This is a genomic window from Halovibrio sp. HP20-59 (genome assembly GCF_033052795.2).
In the GTDB taxonomy this organism is placed as follows: domain Bacteria; phylum Pseudomonadota; class Gammaproteobacteria; order Pseudomonadales; family Halomonadaceae; genus Vreelandella.
The window spans coordinates 1-19,104 of sequence record NZ_JAWJUW020000023.1 but is presented as its reverse complement, the minus strand read 5'-3'; the positions used below and the strand labels follow the sequence as shown (position 1 = coordinate 19,104).

Annotated in this window: 17 protein-coding genes; 1 reads left to right on the top strand and 16 read right to left on the bottom strand. The window is 53.7% G+C overall.

What is annotated here, in order from left to right; translation table 11 throughout:
* Nucleotides 1-81 precede the first annotated feature (81 nt).
* From RZA33_RS17715 to rpsT, 15 genes are all read right to left on the bottom strand, one after another.
* Nucleotides 82-1,293, bottom strand: coding sequence for a YeeE/YedE family protein (locus tag RZA33_RS17715; protein ID WP_317509032.1), 1,212 nt, complete (start codon nt 1,291-1,293; stop codon nt 82-84).
* Nucleotides 1,294-1,572: 279 nt separating this feature from the next.
* Nucleotides 1,573-2,586 carry an AI-2E family transporter gene (locus RZA33_RS17710; RefSeq protein WP_317509031.1) on the bottom strand — a complete coding sequence of 338 codons (1,014 nt, stop codon included), beginning with the start codon at nt 2,584-2,586 and terminating at the stop codon, nt 1,573-1,575.
* A gap of 62 nt (nt 2,587-2,648) precedes the next feature.
* Nucleotides 2,649-3,671 carry a tryptophan--tRNA ligase gene (locus RZA33_RS17705; RefSeq protein ID WP_317509030.1) on the bottom strand — a complete coding sequence of 341 codons (1,023 nt, stop codon included), beginning with the start codon at nt 3,669-3,671 and terminating at the stop codon, nt 2,649-2,651.
* A gap of 55 nt (nt 3,672-3,726) precedes the next feature.
* Nucleotides 3,727-5,064, bottom strand: a complete 1,338-nt coding sequence (locus tag RZA33_RS17700; RefSeq protein WP_317509029.1) for a hypothetical protein — start codon at nt 5,062-5,064, stop codon at nt 3,727-3,729.
* Entirely contained in the window at nt 5,061-5,546 is a 486-nt protein-coding gene (locus RZA33_RS17695) for a PilW family protein (protein WP_317509028.1), read from the bottom strand. The genes RZA33_RS17700 and RZA33_RS17695 overlap by 4 nt, the downstream gene beginning before the upstream one ends.
* Nucleotides 5,546-5,974 carry a type IV pilus modification protein PilV gene (pilV, locus tag RZA33_RS17690; protein ID WP_317509027.1) on the bottom strand — a complete coding sequence of 143 codons (429 nt, stop codon included), beginning with the start codon at nt 5,972-5,974 and terminating at the stop codon, nt 5,546-5,548. Before pilV ends, RZA33_RS17695 begins: the two co-directional genes overlap by 1 nt.
* Nucleotides 5,971-6,522: a prepilin-type N-terminal cleavage/methylation domain-containing protein gene (locus RZA33_RS17685; protein WP_317509026.1), complete on the bottom strand. Its 552-nt coding sequence runs from the start codon at nt 6,520-6,522 to the stop codon at nt 5,971-5,973. Before RZA33_RS17685 ends, pilV begins: the two co-directional genes overlap by 4 nt.
* Nucleotides 6,523-6,525: 3 nt before the next feature.
* Entirely contained in the window at nt 6,526-6,948 is a 423-nt protein-coding gene (locus RZA33_RS17680; protein ID WP_317509025.1) for a type IV pilin protein, read from the bottom strand.
* Between the two features lie 81 nt (nt 6,949-7,029).
* On the bottom strand, nt 7,030-8,040 hold the full coding sequence (ispH, locus tag RZA33_RS17675) for a 4-hydroxy-3-methylbut-2-enyl diphosphate reductase (RefSeq protein WP_317509024.1): 1,011 nt from the start codon (nt 8,038-8,040) through the stop codon (nt 7,030-7,032).
* A gap of 68 nt (nt 8,041-8,108) precedes the next feature.
* Nucleotides 8,109-8,555 carry an FKBP-type peptidyl-prolyl cis-trans isomerase gene (fkpB, locus tag RZA33_RS17670; protein ID WP_317509023.1) on the bottom strand — a complete coding sequence of 149 codons (447 nt, stop codon included), beginning with the start codon at nt 8,553-8,555 and terminating at the stop codon, nt 8,109-8,111.
* 19 nt (nt 8,556-8,574) lie between these two features.
* Nucleotides 8,575-9,120 (bottom strand): signal peptidase II, encoded by a 546-nt coding sequence (lspA, locus tag RZA33_RS17665; RefSeq protein ID WP_317509022.1) that lies wholly within the window; start codon nt 9,118-9,120, stop codon nt 8,575-8,577.
* Nucleotides 9,113-11,974, bottom strand: a complete 2,862-nt coding sequence (gene ileS / locus RZA33_RS17660) for an isoleucine--tRNA ligase (protein WP_317509021.1) — start codon at nt 11,972-11,974, stop codon at nt 9,113-9,115. The genes lspA and ileS overlap by 8 nt, the downstream gene beginning before the upstream one ends.
* Entirely contained in the window at nt 11,958-13,070 is a 1,113-nt protein-coding gene (gene ribF / locus RZA33_RS17655) for a bifunctional riboflavin kinase/FAD synthetase (RefSeq protein ID WP_317509020.1), read from the bottom strand. Before ribF ends, ileS begins: the two co-directional genes overlap by 17 nt.
* A gap of 67 nt (nt 13,071-13,137) precedes the next feature.
* On the bottom strand, nt 13,138-14,721 hold the full coding sequence (murJ, locus tag RZA33_RS17650) for a murein biosynthesis integral membrane protein MurJ (protein WP_317509019.1): 1,584 nt from the start codon (nt 14,719-14,721) through the stop codon (nt 13,138-13,140).
* 174 nt (nt 14,722-14,895) lie between these two features.
* A complete protein-coding gene (gene rpsT / locus RZA33_RS17645; protein ID WP_022521977.1) occupies nt 14,896-15,162 on the bottom strand; it encodes a 30S ribosomal protein S20 in 267 nt (88 codons plus the stop codon).
* A 472-nt stretch (nt 15,163-15,634) separates the two neighbouring features.
* Between rpsT and RZA33_RS17640 the strand changes: the two genes are divergently transcribed.
* The gene (locus RZA33_RS17640) at nt 15,635-17,596 is read left to right on the top strand and encodes a diguanylate cyclase (protein WP_317509017.1); all 1,962 of its coding nucleotides are present in this window, start codon (nt 15,635-15,637) and stop codon (nt 17,594-17,596) included.
* On the opposite strand, the gene RZA33_RS17635 is transcribed toward RZA33_RS17640, so the two are convergent.
* The coding region (locus tag RZA33_RS17635; protein ID WP_317509016.1) for an ATP-binding protein at nt 17,593-19,104 on the bottom strand (1,512 nt) is incomplete at its 5' end. The two genes, RZA33_RS17640 and RZA33_RS17635, sit on opposite strands and share 4 nt — an antisense overlap.

Below are 19,104 nucleotides of genomic sequence, written 5' to 3'. Positions count from 1 at the left end.
AGAGAGCGACCACGAAGATATAAAAACGCCTCGGTTTAAGGGCATTAAAAACCGAGGCGATCAGCGTCTTTTAACGTTAAATCAGGCAGTTTTTGCGCGTGGCTTAGGACCTTTTGTGCCCGCAAAAAAGAACGGCCGCAATTTAACACCGAGCATATTGCCCGCAAACGCGGCGACCAGCCATACCCAGCCATGCAGGCTGCCAGAGGCAATACCGCTGAAGTACGCACCGATATTGCAACCAAACGCCAAGCGCGCTCCATAGCCCAGCATAAGGCCGCCGAGGACCGCCGCCAGGATAGACCGCAAAGGAATTTTAAAGTTTGGCGCAAAACGACCGGCCAAGCTGGCAGCGGCGAGTGCACCAAGCATAATCCCAACGTTCATGACCGTGGTGATGTCGCTCCATACGCTGGCCTGTAGCGCCGCTGCATTACCCGGCGCCTGCCAATAGCCCCACTGGCTGACATCGCCACCAACGAGCTCAAAGACTTTTGCGCCCCACAGCGCAAACGCGGAGGTAATTCCCCAAGGACGACCAGCCAGCGCCAAGGTGGCAAAATTGAGTAACGCCAACGCCACGGCACCCGCGACTAGCGGCCAAGGACCCGTTAACCAACGCTGGTAGCCGTGTTTATTGACCGCTGGCGCCTGTTCTAACTGGCCATGGCGACGCTTCTCCATCACCCATGTAAACACAGCAATAGCCGTAAACAGTGCTAAGCTAATCGCGATCCCACCGCCAACCCCGGCAACATTGACCAGCGATACTGGCTGAAAAGCTGGGAAACTTTGCCACCAGGCAAAATGCGCCGAACCAATGACCGAGCCAACGATGAAGAACAGCAAGGTAATGAGCATCCGCGCGTTGCCACCGCCCGCCGTGAACAGCGTGCCAGAGGCGCAGCCACCGCCCAACTGCATGCCTAACCCGAACAGAAACGCCCCCACCACCACAGAGATACCAATGGGCGCTACAAAACCCGACACCCCATTACCAAACAGCGTACCCGCCCCCAAGGCAGGGAAAAACAGCACCACGGCAATGGCCAGCATAACCATCTGCGCGCGTAGGCCGCGCCCGCGTCGCTCGGTAATAAACACCCGCCACGCCGAGGTAAAGCCAAACGCAGCGTGATAAAGCGCCATACCAAACAACCCACCGACAATCATCAGCAGGCCCGTATTGGCCTCAAACACCACTCCCACCAGCAACGCACCCAGCACAATCGCTGCTGTAGCGATCAGTGGTACGCGATAGCTCGCAGGTTCAGCAACAGAATTTGTCGACATAGAGCCACCTTTTAAGCGTAAGAAACCTATCGGCATAGGTTTCTTAACCCGCATGAATAATGCGTACAAGCTTAACGCTAGCACTAAAGATCGTACAATTATTTATATAGTAAGCCTCTGATTAACGTTATGAGCGCAGGCCAGACAAGGCAAAAATCAACGAAAACGCGGAGTTTACAGTTTGTAAATGAGCATTTTGAGGCGATTTTTAACGCCGTATGGGCAAGCGCAATAGTTAATCAGAGGTTTCATAGCTGTTTTTATTGCTTTTTGATCTAGCTACTGCGTTTCTTCCTCGCGGGTGACGTAAAGACGGTTAACTAATACAAATACCACCACCGTTAGCGGCGCGGCCAATATTAACCCAGCCACGCCAAACAGCGTGCTGGCCGCAAACAGCGAAAATAACAGCAGCGCCGGAGGCAGGTGAACGGCGCGCTGCTGTACCAGCGGTTGCAAAATATTGCCCTCTATTTGCTGAATAATCGTATACACGATCAGTACCAACAATGTGGTTTGAGGGCTCACCGTGAAGGCAAGTAACAGCGCCGGGATAGCCGCGATGAGCGGACCCACCAATGGCACAAAATCCAGTAGGCCAGCGATCAGCCCCAAGCCTAACGGGGCTGGCACGCCTAACAGCCACATGCTTACCCCCACTAATAGCCCGGTTACCACCATGGCCACCAACTGCCCACCAAGCCAAAAGCGCAGCGCCTTGCCGCTTTCATCCAGCGCCTCAGCCAAACGTGATCGACTTTTAATCGGCGCCAGTAACAATAAACCACGGCGGTAAAGAGCCGGCTGGGACGCGAAATAAACCATACCGACAATAAGCGCGAAGAAACTAACGAGGCCGCCTCCCATCGAAACCACCACTACTCCGATTTGCGAAATACCGTTTTCTAACAGGCTGTCAGTTCTCTCAGCGGCATTCTCAACCAACGGTGCCAGTTGCGATCCTTCCAAGCGCTCCTGTAGCTGTTGCCACGCCTCGGGTACCAAAGTGGTGAGCGATTCCAACTCAGCTGACACCTGCGAACCAAATGCCCAGCTAACTAAAGCTAGCGCCAGCGTTAGCGCAATTAGAATCGTCAAAAGCGCTAGCCAGCGGGGCACGCCTAACCTTAAAAGCGGTGTCATGCACGTCTGCAACACACTGGAACCGACCACGGCACCAAAAATTAACACCAGCAGGCCAATAAGCTGCCAAAGCACTAACGCGACGAGCAGCAGCGTTAACGCAATCAATGCGCATTCGGTAAACACCTGATGCCGGTACGTCGATCGCATTTTATATTCCTATCGCGTTACTGAACCGCCGCTATGATGGGTATGACGGCAATGCGCGGGTATTACACAAACCGCCCTAGACCCACCGCTGAACGCAAGCGATCCATCGTTACGGCGGCTTCTTCCCGCGCCCGTTCGGCGCCTTTTTGTAGTACTGCTTCAATGTGAGCAGGGTCTTCCATCAGTGCATTGTAGCGTTCACGGGGCGCACTCAGGTGAGCATTCAAGTATTCAAACACTTGGTTCTTCGCATCGCCCCAGCCAATGCCGTTGGCATACTGCTCACGTAAGCTCGCAGTCTCTTGCGTCGTTGCGAACGCTGAGTAAATTTGAAACAACGTGCAGCTATCAGGGTCTTTCGGTTCACCGGGCTCTAGTGAGTTGGTCTTAATCTTACGCACCAGCTTTTGCAGTTTTTTCTCAGCGGCAAACAGCGGAATCGTATTGTCATAGCTTTTGGACATCTTGCGACCGTCCAAGCCATTCAGGAGCTGCACTTTATCGTCAACGACGGCTTCTGGGAGGACAAAATGCTGGCCCTTGTAGAGATGATTGAAGCGTCCGGCGATATCACGGGCCATCTCGATATGCTGAATCTGATCACGCCCTACCGGCACCTTATTGGCGTTAAACATTAATATATCCGCCGCCATTAGCACAGGGTAGCCAAACAGCCCCATGGTGATGCCTTTATCCGGGTCTTGGTTTTCTGCCTCTTCGTTCTCAGCCACCGCCGCCTTGTAGGCATGGGCACGGTTCATCAAACCCTTGGCGCATACGCAAGAGAGCATCCAGGTAAGCTCGGGGATTTCGGCGACATCCGATTGGCGATAGAAAATGGCGTTATCGGTATCTAGCCCCAGCGCCAGCCATGTGGCAGCAATTTCCAGGCGCGATTCCTGCACCCGCTTGGGGTCTGGGCATTTGATCAAGGCATGGTAGTCAGCCAAAAAATAGAATGACTGAACGCTGGGATCCTGGCTTGCCTCAATGGCAGGCTTGATCGCCCCAACATAGTTGCCTAAATGGGGCGTGCCGGTGGTGGTGATACCGGTAAGGACGCGGGTTTTGGTAAATTCCGACATTAAGATAACTCTTTGGATAAATGCGCATTATTTTATACACAATAACAGTGCTTAACTACTGCCCTTCCGTCCACTCTGCAAAGCTAGGCTGGCCGACACCCTGGGTATCTCCACTAACTTCATAGCTGGCCAGGTCGTCAACATACTCCAAGCTGCCTGCGCCAGACATCACTACATTCTGGGCGCGCAAGGCCCCATATATGGCACCACTACCGCCAATATTCGCATCCGCACCTGGCGCGTAAATAGCTGCATATGTATTGTTACTGCCACCGATGGTAATGCCACTTTGATTCCCGGTTTGCCGATAAGAGCTGTAAATACTCACCGCAGGCCGCTCAACGCCATTGCTGTCTTGGCGCATAAAATCTTCGGCCTCAAGAGCTAATTTACTTCCTGCGGAGAGAGTTACTTTGCCGCTAACGTATAAGTTCAGCACAGCACCTTTAGAGATTTCCAATGCGGTGTTGTCACCTAGATCAAAGTCCCCGTCGACGAAAAGATTGAGGGTTCCATCTACCACTAGGCGATGTAAGCTACCACTGGTTTTTAGATTTCTATCAATACGTAAAGACGTTTCACGCCCGGTCTCTCCAAGATAAGAAATCGAAGCATCTTGATCATTTTGTCCGCCAGTAAAGGTGAAGGTAGTATCATTTTCATTAAAATAGTAATTGAGGCCTCGCTGCTCCAGCCACTCGGCGGCCCCTTCAACGTTCAAACCGGACTTTACCCTTTCAAAATAGGTGCGTTCTTTTTCATCGTCTGCTAGAACGCCTAAAATGTCACAACCTTCGGAGAAAGAATAGCCTTCTTGCTGGTCACTGGATGCAGATGCCCCGCCTTTAATCTCAATTTTATTACCGGCGACAAGTCCGCCGCTGCTGCGAGCACTCCCTTGTAGCGTTATGTCCTGACATGATGTTATGGCTGATCTGAAAGGCTTTTGTATGTCGGCTCCACTGGAATAGCGCAGTAAAATAGCTTGGCTTTCTGCAGCGCCTCTCAGAGCGTCACCCGTAATCCCTTTAGCTAAAATGTAGATACCCTCAGATAGTATTAAAGGAATATAGACGCACTCGGGCAGCCCATTACGTTCACATTCATAGATTACTTCATCTTGGCTGTTTGAAAACTCCTCATTAAGCTCGTTCCAACCCATAGTTTGTAAGTCATTTAGTTTCAAATCTGACGTAATAAATACCAGGTCATCGTCTTCTAAGGCGCTTGCTGCAGCAATTTCGGCATTCATTCTTGCCTGGGTCGAGGCACGATAGTTTCCTGCCAATCGCTCATCAATCAACGCGCTTTGCAGGCCTGACATGCCTAACATTAGCGCACCAGCGAGCAGTGCCATAACAATGGCTAACGCTGCACCTTGCTGTTGTTTCATGAGGATGGCTCTTGTGATGTGATTACTTTATCTCTCTCACTAACGGTAAAAGTGATTTTATCGCAAGTCGCACTCGCGCCCTCTCGGCAATCGCCAATGGGCAACGTGACGATATGGGAGACATCATCACCATCAGGCTCAGAAAGCGTCGAGCAGGCTGTTGCGTCATCAACCTGGGCAAGATCAACTACAGGTTGGTTTCGAACCTCGTCCTGCAGAACACAGTAATAACGCGTACCGCTGTCAGAGTTTCGCTCATCTGGGGCGATAGCGTAGTTACCAATATTGCCTTTACGACCTGCTTCAGCCAGGGTACTTACCGCAAAAATTAAGGTCTCTTGTTTACGGCTGACCTGGTCTACGGTTTGAAACGTTTGAAAAGTTGTTAAAAAAAGTTGACCAGCCCCCAAGATAATCACCGTGCCGATGGCCATTGCGACCATTAGCTCCACTAGGGTAAACCCGCCTTGGCGATGTTTCATTACTGCACCTCAAGCCTTGGGAGGCGAAATATGTAGTCGAAACGATCATTCTCGTCATCGCCCAGTACCAGGATCACATTAAAACGGCACTTATCTTTGCCGCTGCCTCTGCCGATGCTACTTTCACCTTCCTTGGCATTGCGAAGTGGTTTTTGGTCGTTATCCGCAAACCAATCATCTTTCCACACATCCTCAACAGCTGAGCGGTCGATATTTTCACAGGCTTGTCCGGGGTTCAGCGTTGCCAACTGTGCCCAGAGCCGCTCCTGAGCATCGACGGCGGCGACGCTTGCCACCGAGCGCTGGTAGCCAGCGGTTGCACTCTGCAATGCTTTTAACTGCATAGCCGCTACACCAATGAGACCGATGGAGAGAACCACCAGCGCGATCAACGCTTCTATTAGGCTAAAGCCGCGCTGTTGATTCATGGCTCCCCCCGGCGAATGCTGCCCGTTATGTTTATAACCAGCGTCACGGGGGCAATGCCCTCTCGTTGCGAACTCAGCGTGATGTAACAAGGGTCAGAACCGCAGTTATCAATATCGGCGTCCCCCAAGTCTTGGAAAGTAAGCGAGAAGGCTTGCTCCGGCGTGGATATATTGGCCGACAGCCCTACCCGAAAAGTTTCACCTTCATCTTCGCGCCCCACCCAGTAGCACCATGCCGAGTAACGGTAGCGGATGCTCTCTTCATTGTTTTCATCTTTATTTTCAACGACTTCATCATTTCTACAAGATTCAGGGCGGCGGTTTGAAGTGGCGGTATTAGGGGGTGAAAAGATGACCGACATATTACTGCGCTGTTTTATTGCCTCGCTGCGGGCGAAGCTCAGGATAGAAGTCATGCCGTTCACATCGCTTGCCAACTGCTGGCGAGCGAGAAAGTTAGAGAACGACGGCACTGCGATAGTGGCGAGAATTGCCGCGATGGCCAATGTGACCAGTAACTCAATTAACGTAAAGCCGCGCTGGCTCATAACCTACCAACAATCTTCGGAATCATCCGAGCCATTAGGCCCTCTTTGACCATCACTTTGAATCCATAGTGTTTCGCAACCAGCAGGCACCCTCGTCCCATTTTGTGCCTCTAAGCGATAAGCAGAGCCTGAGTCAGTCAGCGTGATATTGGGGTAAACCTCTTCCGGCGATTGTCCCGTTTCAAGGCAATCCACTTCGTAGCTGTAGTTTGAGGTATAACAGCGTTCCATTTCTGAAGCAGCCTGCATCAAACCGGATTGACCATCAGTGAGACGACTGCGTTCTACGTAGCGCGTATAGCTGGGGTAGGCAATGGCAGCGATGATGCCAATGATGACTACCACGATCATCAATTCAATGAGGGTGAAGCCGCGCTGGCCATTCAGCAAGGAACGGCCAGAAAAAGGATGAGAAACATAAGACACGCAGCCCTGCTCCTGTATTAGTTGGCTCATACCGTTTCAGTATGTCGCAAACGCATACGCATTGCATCAGCTGCTGATTGCTTAACTGCTGGCAATCACCTTTTCACGCAGCTCTTTGGGCATAGAGAAAGTGATGGTTTCTTCGCGGCCTTGTAGCTCTTCGGGTAGCGCTGCGCCCATGCTTTGCAGCTTCGCAATCACCCCTTTCACCAATACTTCAGGCGCGCTGGCGCCTGCCGTCACGCCGATATGTGACACATTCTCAAGCCACTTTGGGTCGATCTGCTCGGCGTTATCGATCAAATAGGCAGGTGTACCCATACGCTCCGAGAGCTCCCGTAAGCGATTGGAATTTGAGCTATTGGGGCTACCCACTACCAGCAGTAAATCGCTCTGGGCGGCTAGCTCGCGTACGGCATCCTGGCGGTTTTGCGTGGCGTAGCAAATATCGTCATTGCGCGGCCCCTGAATCTCAGCGAACTTATCGCGCAGCGCATCAATCACCTTGGCAGTGTCATCCATCGACAGCGTGGTTTGGGTCACAAACGCAAGCTTAGAAGGGTCACTCACTTCCAACTTAGCGACATCTTCCTCGTCTTCAACCAAGTAGATACGCCCACCCTGGGAGGTATCGTAACGCCCCATGGTGCCTTCGACTTCCGGATGGCCTTCATGGCCAATCAAGATACATTCCTGGCCACGCTTGGCATAGCGCAACACTTCCAGGTGCACTTTGGTTACCAGTGGGCAGGTGGCGTCAAACACTTTCAAGCCACGCCGCTCAGCATCGGCTTGCACCGCCTGGGAAACACCGTGGGCAGAGAAAATGACAATGACGTCGTCCGGCACTTCATCGAGTTCTTCGACGAACACAGCCCCACGGGCGCGCAGCGTTTCGACCACAAAGCGGTTATGGACAACCTCATGGCGCACATAAATGGGTGCACCAAACACATCCAGGGCGCGGTTGACGATGTCGATAGCGCGATCAACACCGGCGCAAAAGCCGCGCGGATTAGCCAGTTTGATCTGAATGGGCTGTGATGGCCTTGATGGCTGGGTGCTTGTTGACTGCGTATTGGGTAAATTCATAGGAGCGCCTTGATGCGATATAGCATCTGCTTTAGTGAATTCGACTGCCGCCAGGTGATGGGCTGAGCTTAATGGGTAGTCACCGGCTTGACCTCCAACACCTCGACTTCAAACGTCAGTGTACGGCCTGATAGCGGGTGATTGAAGTCTACCTCAATACGATCACCGTCGATGGTTTTGACCACACCAGGCAGTTCCGTTCCCGCTTTATCGGCAAATGACATCACCATACCAATTTCCGGGGGTTCATCGCCAAAATCTGCCCGTTTCAGGGTCTGAATATTTTGCGGGTTGTGCTGGCCGAAGGCATGTTCAGGGGTTATCTGAAACGTTGCCGCCTGGCCCGCAGCCATGCCTTTCATCGGATGTTCAAAGCCGGGGGGCAGGTTGCCGTCGCCCATTTCAAACGTAGCCGGGGCTTTGTCTTTGGTGGAGTCCACCAAGGTGCCATCTTCAAGCTTTAAGGTGAAGTGCAGCGTCACTTCCATGCCGTCATCGATTAGGTAGTCGCTCATCACAGCTCTCAATAGTCAGTTAATGCGAAGCGTTGTGCGCTTTTTTACGCCGCCGCTCACCCATAATAGATTCCCAAATTAACGCAACTGCCCCTAGGGTAATCGCAATGTCCGCCACGTTAAACGCCGGGTAATACCACCCGGCGACGTGGAAGGAGAGAAAGTCGACCACATAGCCATGCACCAGGCGGTCGTAAAGATTCCCCAGCGCTCCGCCGATAATAAGCGGTAGCGCTATCGCCAGTAATTTTTCATCGTGCTTGATGCGGGTGAGCCAAATGGTTAAGCCGACAGTCGCGCCAATCGCAATAATGGCGAAGAACCAGCGCTGCCAGCCGGGGTGGGTGGCCAAAAAGCTGAACGCCGCGCCGGTATTATGCAGCAAGGTCAAATTAAAGAACGGCAGCACTTCCACCGGCTGGGCATAACCCAACTGGCTACTGGCTATGTATTTAGTGGCTAAATCTAGCACAATCACCGCCACCGCTAGCCACAGCCAGCGCAGCGGCCGCTGCATGGTCGGCCGCGCGCTTGTATCGTTAGACATGCTTTTATCGTTAGGCATAGTAGCGAATCTCACCGCTGCCATCGGGGAGGTTGCTGATACAGCGGCCGCATAGATCGGGATGAGAAGCATGCGTTCCGACGTCAGGGCGATGGTGCCAGCAGCGCTCGCACTTGGTGTTGTCGCTGGCTTTCACCGCCACTTTCAAGCTGTCTAGCTCAGTGGCTTCGGCAGCGCCTGCTTGTGCATCAGAAAGAGGCTTGAGCGTGACTTCGCTGGTTAGCATCACAAAGCGCAGCTCATCGCCCAGCTTGGCCAGTGTCGCCTGCAGGTCATCGCTCACGTACAGCGTTACCTCGGCGGCCAGGCTGCCTTTGATGACTTTGGCGTTGCGGGCGTCTTCCAGGCACTTGTTGACCGAGTGCTTGACCTCCAGCACCTGCTCCCAAAAAGCCCGGCCCATGTCGGCGTCGTCTTTCAGGCTACCCAGCTCGGGGTAGTAAGTCTCTAGCAGCACGCTGTCGCCCCGCTTACCGGGGATATTCTCGTGAATTTCCTCGGCGGTGAAGGAGAGAATCGGCGCGACCCAGCGGCTCAACGCTTCCACCACGTGATACAGCGCGGTTTGCGCACTGCGACGCGCCAGCGAATCGGTTTGCGTGGTGTATTGGCGGTCTTTGATGACATCTAAATAGAAGCCACCCAATTCGCGGGCGCAGAAGCCGTGCACCTGCTGATAAACATCCAGAAAGCGGTACTCTTCATAGGCGGTTTCAATCCGCGCTTGAAGTTGGTGCGCACGATCCACCACCCACTGATCCAGCGCCAGCATATCGCCAAAGGCAACCTTATTGCGTTCCGGATCGAAGCCGTTAAGGTTCGATAGCAGGAAGCGGGCGGTGTTACGAATCCGCCGATACACATCGGAGGTGCGCTTCAAAATCTCGTCAGAGACCGCCATTTCACCGGAATAATCGGTGGAGGCAACCCACAAACGTAGAATATCGCCGCCCAGCTTATCCATCACTTCCTGGGGCGCGACCACATTGCCCAGCGACTTGGATTGCTTGCGGCCCTGAGAGTCAACGGTGAAACCATGAGTCAGCAGCTGACGATAAGGCGGATGGCCATCAATCGCTGAACCAGTGAGCAGCGACGAGTGGAACCAGCCGCGGTGCTGGTCAGAACCTTCCAGGTAGAGGTCAGCTCGTGGGCCGCTTTCGTGGCCGTGGGGGTGCGAGCCGCGCAGCACGTGGCGGTGTGTAGTGCCGGAATCAAACCAGACATCCAGCGTATCGGTGACTTTATCGTAATCCGCCGCTTCCGCGCCCAATAGCTCCGCTGGTTCAAGCTTGAACCAGGCCTCAATGCCTTCCTGCTCAACACGCTTGGCGGCTTCTTCCATCAGCCCAACGGTGCGTGGGTGCAGCTCGCCGGTTTGCTTGTGTAAAAAGAACGGGATCGGCACGCCCCAGTTGCGCTGGCGTGAAATACACCAGTCCGGGCGGTTGGCGATCATGCTATGCAGGCGCGCTTGGCCCCACGCGGGGGTAAACGCTGTCGCCTGGATACCTTCCAAAGCACGCTCGCGCAGGGTTTTGCCGTCGTCACCTTGGATATCCATGCCCACAAACCACTGCGCCGTGGCACGGTAGATCACTGGCGTTTTATGCCGCCAGCAGTGCATGTAGCTGTGCGTGATCGGCGTGTGGGCCATCAGCGCGCTGACCTCACGCAGCTTGTCGACGATCTGCGGGTTGGCCTTCCAGATCATCTGACCACCGAAAATTGGCAGGTCGTCGGCATAAACGCCATTGCCCCGTACCGGATTGAGCATGTCGTCAAAGCTCATGCCGTAGGCCCGGCAGGTGTTGAAATCGTCCACGCCGTAGGAAGGCGACGAGTGCACAATACCGGTACTGCCCACCTCAGACTCGACGTAATCGGCTAGATAGACCGGCGATAAGCGATCATAGAACGGGTGACGGAAGTTGATTAAATCCAGCGCTTCGCCTTTTGCAGTGGCGATTACCTCACCGGTTAGCTCATAGCGTTCAAGGCAGCTTTCGACCAGCTCTTCAGCCAGCAGCAACAAACGCTCACCGGTATCGACCAGCGCATAGGTAAATTCGGGGTGAACGTTGAGCGCCTGGTTAGCGGGAATGGTCCACGGCGTGGTGGTCCAAATAACCACAGCAGCAGGCTTAGCAAGCTCGCTTAGGCCAAAGGCCGCGGCCAGTTTATCGGCGTCTTCCACCGGGAAGGCGACGTCAATGGCATCAGACTTTTTATCGGCGTACTCGACTTCCGCCTCTGCCAGCGCCGAACCGCAATCGAAACACCAGTTGACCGGCTTCAAGCCTTTAAACACGTAGCCTGCGTCGACCATTTCGGCCAAGGCACGAATCTCGCCCGCTTCGTTGGCGAAGTCCATGCTGCGGTAAGGGTGGTCCCAATCGCCAATAATGCCCAAACGCACAAAATCGGCCAGCTGGGTTTCGATCTGCGCGCCTGCGTATTCACGGCAAAGCTCGCGGGCGTGTGCCGGCGCCAGGTGCTTGCCGTGAGTGGTTTCTACTTTGTGCTCAATAGGCAAGCCATGGCAGTCCCAGCCCGGCACGTAAGGCGCATCAAAGCCGGCGAGGTTCTTCGATTTAACGATAATATCTTTAAGAATTTTATTAACGGCGTGACCAATATGAATACTGCCGTTGGCGTAGGGAGGGCCATCGTGCAGCACAAACAGCGGCGCGCCCGCGCGCGCTTCCCGCAGGCGCTGGTAAATGTTCATATCCTGCCATTTTGAAACGCGCCCCGGCTCTTGCTTCGGCAGCATGCCGCGCATGGGAAAATCAGTTTCAGGCAAATTCAGCGTGTGCTTGTAATCCATGGTCTGGTCAGCCGTTGTTAGCATCGGCGGCATCATCCGCCGAAGAAGAATCAGAAGGAATCGTCTTTGAAGACACCGCATTTGAAGACATGACCTCACGCCCAAGCGGGGCAGAGGCTAGCGGAAGAGAGTCGGCATGCTCCGCCTCGTATTGCTCAGCATTGTCTTGTCCAGCACGGCCTTTATCAGCCAACGCCGCCGTAAAATACCGGCGAGCACGGGCTTGGTCATGTTCAATTTGCGTTTTCAGCGCCTCAAGGTCGTCAAACTTGACCTCACCCCGCAAGCGTGTACAGGGGTATACCGTCATCCGCTGACCATAAAGGTCGCCCTTAAAGTCCAGCAGGTGGACTTCTAGTGTTGGCCGCTTTGCACCCACCGTAGGGCGAAAACCAACATTCGCCACTGCCGGGTGACGCTCGCCATTTTCAAGTTCAGCCACCACCGCGAACACTCCGCGCAGCGTTAGTGACTGAGGCATCAATGGCAAGTTAGCCGTCGGCACGCCGATGGTGCGCCCCAGCTGCTGGTCGCGCACCACGCGGCCGTGCAACAAATAAGGGCGCCCCAGCAAGCGCGAGGCAGCGGAAAAATTACCACTGGCAAGCAACGTACGCACCCGCGAACTGGACACCCGCTCGTCGTCCACAGTAAAGGTGCGGGTGTGCTCAACGCCAAACCCTTGTTCGCGCCCGACTTCCGCCAGCAGCGCAAAATCACCGCGTCGGTCACAGCCAAAGCGGAAATCGTCGCCCACAACCAGATGCTTAACGCCAAGCCCTTCAATCAACACCTGGTCGATAAATTCACGCCCGGTGAGGCTACGCAATGAATCGTTAAACGGCAGGCATAACACTTGTTCAGCACCAAAATCGCGCAGAAGCCTCACCTTTTCGCGCAGCCGGGTTAACCGCGGCGGCGCTTGGTCACCAGCGAAAAACTCGCGCGGCTGAGGCTCAAACACCACCACGGTTAACGGCACACTCCAGCGCGACGCATGTTCACGGCACTGCTGTAAAATGGCTTGATGGCCACGGTGCACCCCATCGAAGTTGCCGATGGTGGCAACGCAGCCACGATGAGCCGCTTTCAAGTTGTGCAGACCTCGAATGACGCGCATGGCACCTCAGCCGTTGGGAGGACGATAAAGCCCCTGATTATAACGAACCCGCCCGCTAGGGTCAGGGCTACGATTGCATTTTAAAATGACGGAAGCGCAAACCCAGGGCTGCCAGCCACGCAAAGTAAAGCGAACCGCCTAACACCACTAGTCCGGTGACCCAGCTTACCCGCTGCCAAAGACCAAAGGTGAGCCAGACTTGCCAGTCGGGCGCGACAAAGAAAAGTGCCGCACACATTAAGCCACTGCCACCGAGTAGCTGCACCGAATAGCGCTTCCAACCCGGCTGAAAGACCAGCACTTTCTGCTTATGCAGCAAGTAGCCCAGCAGGCCAGCGTTTAAGAACGCCGAGAGCGCCGTCGCTAGCGCTAAACCGGCATGAGCCAGCGGCCAAATCAGCAGCAGGTTAAGCACCATATTGGCCACCATGGCGACAATGCCCACCTTAACCGGGGTTTTAGTGTCTTGGCGGGCGAAAAACCCCGGCGCCAATACTTTAATCAGCATAAAGGCCACCAAGCCAAAGGCATAAGCCCGCAGGCTCATCGCCGCCATTTGGATATCGGTGTCGGTCATCGCGCCGTAATGGAACAGCGTGATTAATAGCGGCTCGGCAAGTACCGCAAGCGCGAGTGCCGCGGGTAAGCCTAACAGCAATACAATTCGAATGGCCCAATCGAGCATCGCCGCAAAGTGCTCTTTGGATTGGTCAGCATGACGCTTAGACAGCGCCGGTAGAATCACCGTACCAATCGCCACGCCAAACACGCCCAGCGGCAGCTCCACCAAACGGTCTGAGTAATAAAGCCACGACACGCTGCCCGCCGCCAGCAACGAGGCCAAAACGGTATCCAGCAATAGATTAATTTGCGATACCGACACCCCGAAAATCGCCGGGCCCATGAGCTTTAGTATCCGCCGCACGCCCTCGTGGGCGAAGTTTGGCCAGGGCGTAGGCATCAGCCCCAAGCGTAATAAAAACGGCACTTGAAAGACCAGCTGGGCGGCCCCGGCGATTAGCACACCCCAGGCCAGCGCCATGGCAGGCTCTTCCATCAGCGGCATTAACAACAGCGCCGCGCCAATCAGCGAAAGGTTAAGCAGCACCGGGGTAAAGGCAGGGACTGCAAAACGGTTCCAAGTATTCAGCACGCTACCAGAAAACGCGGTGAGCGAAATCAGCAGCAAATAGGGAAAGGTTAAGCGCAGCATCTCGGCGGTCAGCGCCAGCTTTTCAGGGTCCCGCCCAAAACCAGGCGCAAACAACCACACCAACCACGGCGCGCAGAGCATTGCTAAGGCGGTGATCAGCGCCAGTACTGCGGTTAAGCTGCCGGCGGTCGCATTCAACAGCTCGCGAATTTCCTCCCGGCTACGCTGGTTGGAGTACTCAGAAAGCACCGGCACAAAGGCCTGATTAAAAGCCCCTTCGGCAAACAGGCGGCGTAGAAAATTGGGAATTTTAAACGCTACAAAAAACGCATCGGCGCCGTTACCTGCCCCCAAAAAGGTGGCCACCACCACATCGCGCGCCAACCCCATCACCCGCGAAAGCATGGTCATAGCACTGACCACGAGGCCAGAACGCATCAGCCCGCTACGGGCAATACGGGTGTCGGGGGCAGTATTGGGTGTTTTACTCGCCGTCATAAGCTATCCAGAAAAAACCATCCAGAACAACCTTCCCGAAAACCTTTCTAAAAGAGCTGTCTAGAAGAACCGTCTAGAAGAACCTTTCAGAAAAATCCTCTAGAAAAACTATCCAGAAAATCATTCAGACACAAAAAAACCGGCCGCAGCCGGTTTTTTAGGGCGCCTGCCGGCTTACGCCGCCAGTGCCTTAATACGCTTGTTCAAGCGGCTCTTCAGGCGAGCTGCTTTCTTCTTAGACAGCACGTCTTTGTCTGCAATGCGGTCAACGACCGGCTGCATGGCCTTGAACTCTTCCATTGCCTTGGCGTGGTCGCCGGTGCCGATCGCTTTCACTACACGCTTGATGTAGGTGCGGACCATGCTACGCTGGCTGGATTTCAGGACGCGACGGTTCTCGGCCTGGCGGGCGCGCTTGCGAGCTTGCTTGCTGTTCGCCACAGGGTATCTCCTTAGAGAATAAAGGTTACCGATAAAACGGCAACGAAATTAAACATATGTTCGTCGACTGCGCCATCGCAGCACGACAATTCCGCAACATGACACTTCTATAACAACCAGTCTATCAACCAGTTGATTTAGCAGGCCGTTTAGCCTACCAAAACGTACAACAGGCAGTTAAATAAAGCTGCCCATTCACGGGTCTTGTCTGAAAGGATGGCATAGTCTATCACGCACAAAGCGCGCTTGCCAGCAGATGTCAATCCCTGCTGACTATAAGCCAGCAAGACGACGTTAACCTCACTGCCGGGCCGCGTAATTATTCTTCGTACCCGCTAACGCGCGCCAATGGGGCATTCACGCTGAACCGTTTGAAGCGTACTATCAGCGTCCAGCGTCGCATTGATAAAGCGGACAACCTGATGCGCAGTAAAAAATTCTTGAATAATGAACCATCGCAGGAACCCTTCTGTTGCCGATACGACGCCTTTACGCACAGCTATTTTTAGCCATCAGTATACCGCTGGCATTGGTGTCGTCGATACTGGTGCCTATCCTGCATATCCACATGGAAATACGCCATGACAGCCTGCATACAGAGGCAGATGCATTACTAAAAGTTGGTCAAGAAGCGCTGGTCCGCGATATCAATGATAGCCTTAATTACGCACTGGCCACCTCTGAAATGCCCACGTTACAGCATTTCCTATCTCAACCGAGCAGCGTGACGCCGTATTCGCTTAGCGATTTGTCTCAGCTGTCGGCTTTCCTAAACACGCTTATCAGCCACCATCCTCGCTATAGCAAGCTGGTGTTGATTGATAACAACGGGCACGAAATACTGCGGGCTCCCAACAGCGTAGCAACAGGGCCGCGTGTGGTCGGCAACCAGCACGCCAATACCGATTACTTCAAAGAAGCGGTTCAGCTGCAGCCTCGCGACCTTTATATTTCCCCGCCGGGCCGTAACTTGCAGTATGAGCTGCTCGGCCAAAATATAATCCCGGTGGTTAACGTTTCCACCCCGATTTTTAACGCCAAAGGCGACCGCCTTGGCGTTGTTATGCTAAGCCTCAACTGGGACTATCTCACCAACGCCTTGCACCAAGCCATGATGCTTGACCAAGATGCCGATGTACTGTTGGTTAATGCCCAAGGCCGATGGCTGCTCAACGACTCGCCCTCACAAATGGGCATGCTGCCCTTTGGCGGCAACTTCAGCGCTTCTGCGCCCCAATATTGGCAGGCGATGCAGCAAGCAAATGAAGGCCGCACTACCGTAGACGACCACATACTCCGGTTTAAAACGGAAGACATACGTACCCAACGCTATCGCAGTCTTGCAGGCAAGATTGCCAGCGACCCCGCCGACTATCCCTGGATGCTGGGAGTGACGCTCCCCAAACCTTCATGGCGCACCCTACTTCAAGAAGAAACCACCGTGATTTGGTTTCTTGCGCTTATTTATAGCGTCTCGGTGGCCTTTGGGATTTTCTGGGTCTTTAGCAGTCGGCGCCAACGTCAATTACGGTGGGCGGCTCAGCGTCGAGCTGCTGAGGTAAGCGATCTCTACGAAAATGCGCCCTGTGGCTATCACTCTCTGGATAGCCAGGGCCGCGTGATCAAAATGAACCGTACCGAACTCGCTTGGCTAGGGTATACCGCCGAGGAAATTATTGGCCAGGTAGACTATCGAGACTTCATAACAGCCGACACTCGCGAACAGTTTGAAAACGCCTTTGAATGCGTGCAGCGCGGTGAGCCAGGCAGCGCTGAATGCAGCCTGCTTACTCGAACCGGCGAACGTCGCGACGTGATGATTCAAGCCTCTGCCTATCAACGCGATGGGCACTTTGTGCATTCCCGGGCCACCGTTTTTGATCTCACTGAACGCAAACAGCTAGAAGAAAAGTTACGCGCTCAAGCGATGACCGACCCGTTAACCGGGGTTTTCAATCGGCGCTACTTACAGACACAAGCCACTATCGAGATTTCTCGCGCACGGCGACAAAATCTCCCCATCGCTTTGATTACGATTGATATTGATCACTTCAAACGCTTCAACGACGATTATGGTCACGATGTAGGCGATGAGGTACTGCAACGCTTCACACAGCGTGTGGCTGGCCTGCTACGTCAAGAAGACCTGTTATGCCGGGTGGGTGGAGAAGAGTTTGCTATTTTGTTACCCAACACCTCGACCGAACAAGCCCTACAAGTAGCCGAGCGGATACGCGACACGATTGAAAACACCCGAATTCCAGCACACAACGCCAATGCAGTAAAAGAGCTAAGATTGACGGCCTCGTTAGGTGTTGCCGCTATTTTACCTGATGAAAGCTCGCTTGAACCCGCGCTAAAGCGGGCTGATTTAGGGCTTTACCAAGCCAAAGAAAATGGCCGCAATCAAGTCGTTTTTAACTCGCAAGCTTAGCCAACCAGTGTCTCCACCTCAAATGACACGATTTGGCGCTGCTGGCGGGAGAACTCGACGCCCACCAAATGAATCGGTTTGCCCGCGGCGCGGTACTTGCTAGCGTAGCCTTTGGTTTTAATCTGCTCCAGCGCCTTACCTTCGGGTAGCTGCTCCACCACTTTGAACTCAAATAGATAAATGTGCCCGGCGAAATCCACTGTCATATCCACTTTGCCGAAATGGCTAGCGTCTTCCACCGTCACGTTTACCCCAAGGGCCGCGAAGTGACTATAAAACACACTGGCATAATGCCCTTCATACTGGGCAATAGGATTGTTGCGGTACCAGTCATGGGGCAGCCCGGCATAAAGCGCCTTAAGGTGAACCTCAAGACCTGCTAAATCATGGGCGCGCAGGTGAGTAAACAGCGTTTTGCGCTCGCGCGCTGGGTTCTCAACACCTAATACCGGCAGTAACGCTTGGTTTAAGCTGGTTTCTACTTCCTGGTTAGGAAAACCCAAGGTATAAAGCCGATACCCCACCATGGGCTCTTCCACCTGCTTAACGGTTAGATATCCCGTTTGAAATAACAGCCCCTCAGTACCAATGTGGTCCACATCAAAACGGCCCAGCAACTCAGCCTCGGTTTCCAACTGATCTAGTGACGGCGTAAATACCCCACGCTGTTTTAGAATTTCTACCAAAAATGTAGGGGTAGCACTCTCAAACCAATAGGGGCCAAACTGGCGCTTTTGGAACAGTAGTAGTACATCAAAAGGGTTGTATACAGCGGTCACTTCCTGCCCACCCCAACGGTAGCCGTTATACCAATGCTTGATTTGAGCACGGTCTAATCCCGGCAATTCAGGAGCGAAGACGCTGTCGATATCCTCATCAGTATAGCCACAGATGGAAGCGTAAGGCGCATCCAACGTAATGTCGTTCAGGTTATTCAACCCCGAGAACAGGCTCACTTTGCTGAACTTAGAAACACCCGTTAACAACACAAAGTGTAAGTGCGGATCAGCGTCTTTGAGCACGCTGTAAAGGTTTTTTAACCCTTCGCGCAACTCCCGTGCTCGTTCTGGAAGCAATATATTATCTAGAATGGGCTTATCGTATTCATCAATCAGCACCACCGCGCGCTGGCCAAACACTTGGTGGGCACGGTGAATCAGATCCGAAAAGTCATTGGCAATCAGCTCGGGCCTCTCGCTCACAATACTCAAGCGCTCACGGTGCTGAGTGATTTGATAGCAGATATGGCTATCCAGCTGTTCACGGCTGGTCAAATGGCCATCGGCAAAACTAATCCGAATCACCGGGTGCTGGGGTTGCCAGTCCCATTTATCGTGGATATACAGCCCCTCAAACAGCGCTTCGCGGCCTTCAAACAGGCAGCGTAACGTATCCAGCAGCAGGCTTTTGCCGAAGCGACGCGGGCGGGAGAGGAAAAAGTACTTCCCCTCTTCCGTTAGGCGGTGAATATCGGGTGTTTTATCAACGTAGTAGTAGCCCCTTTCCCG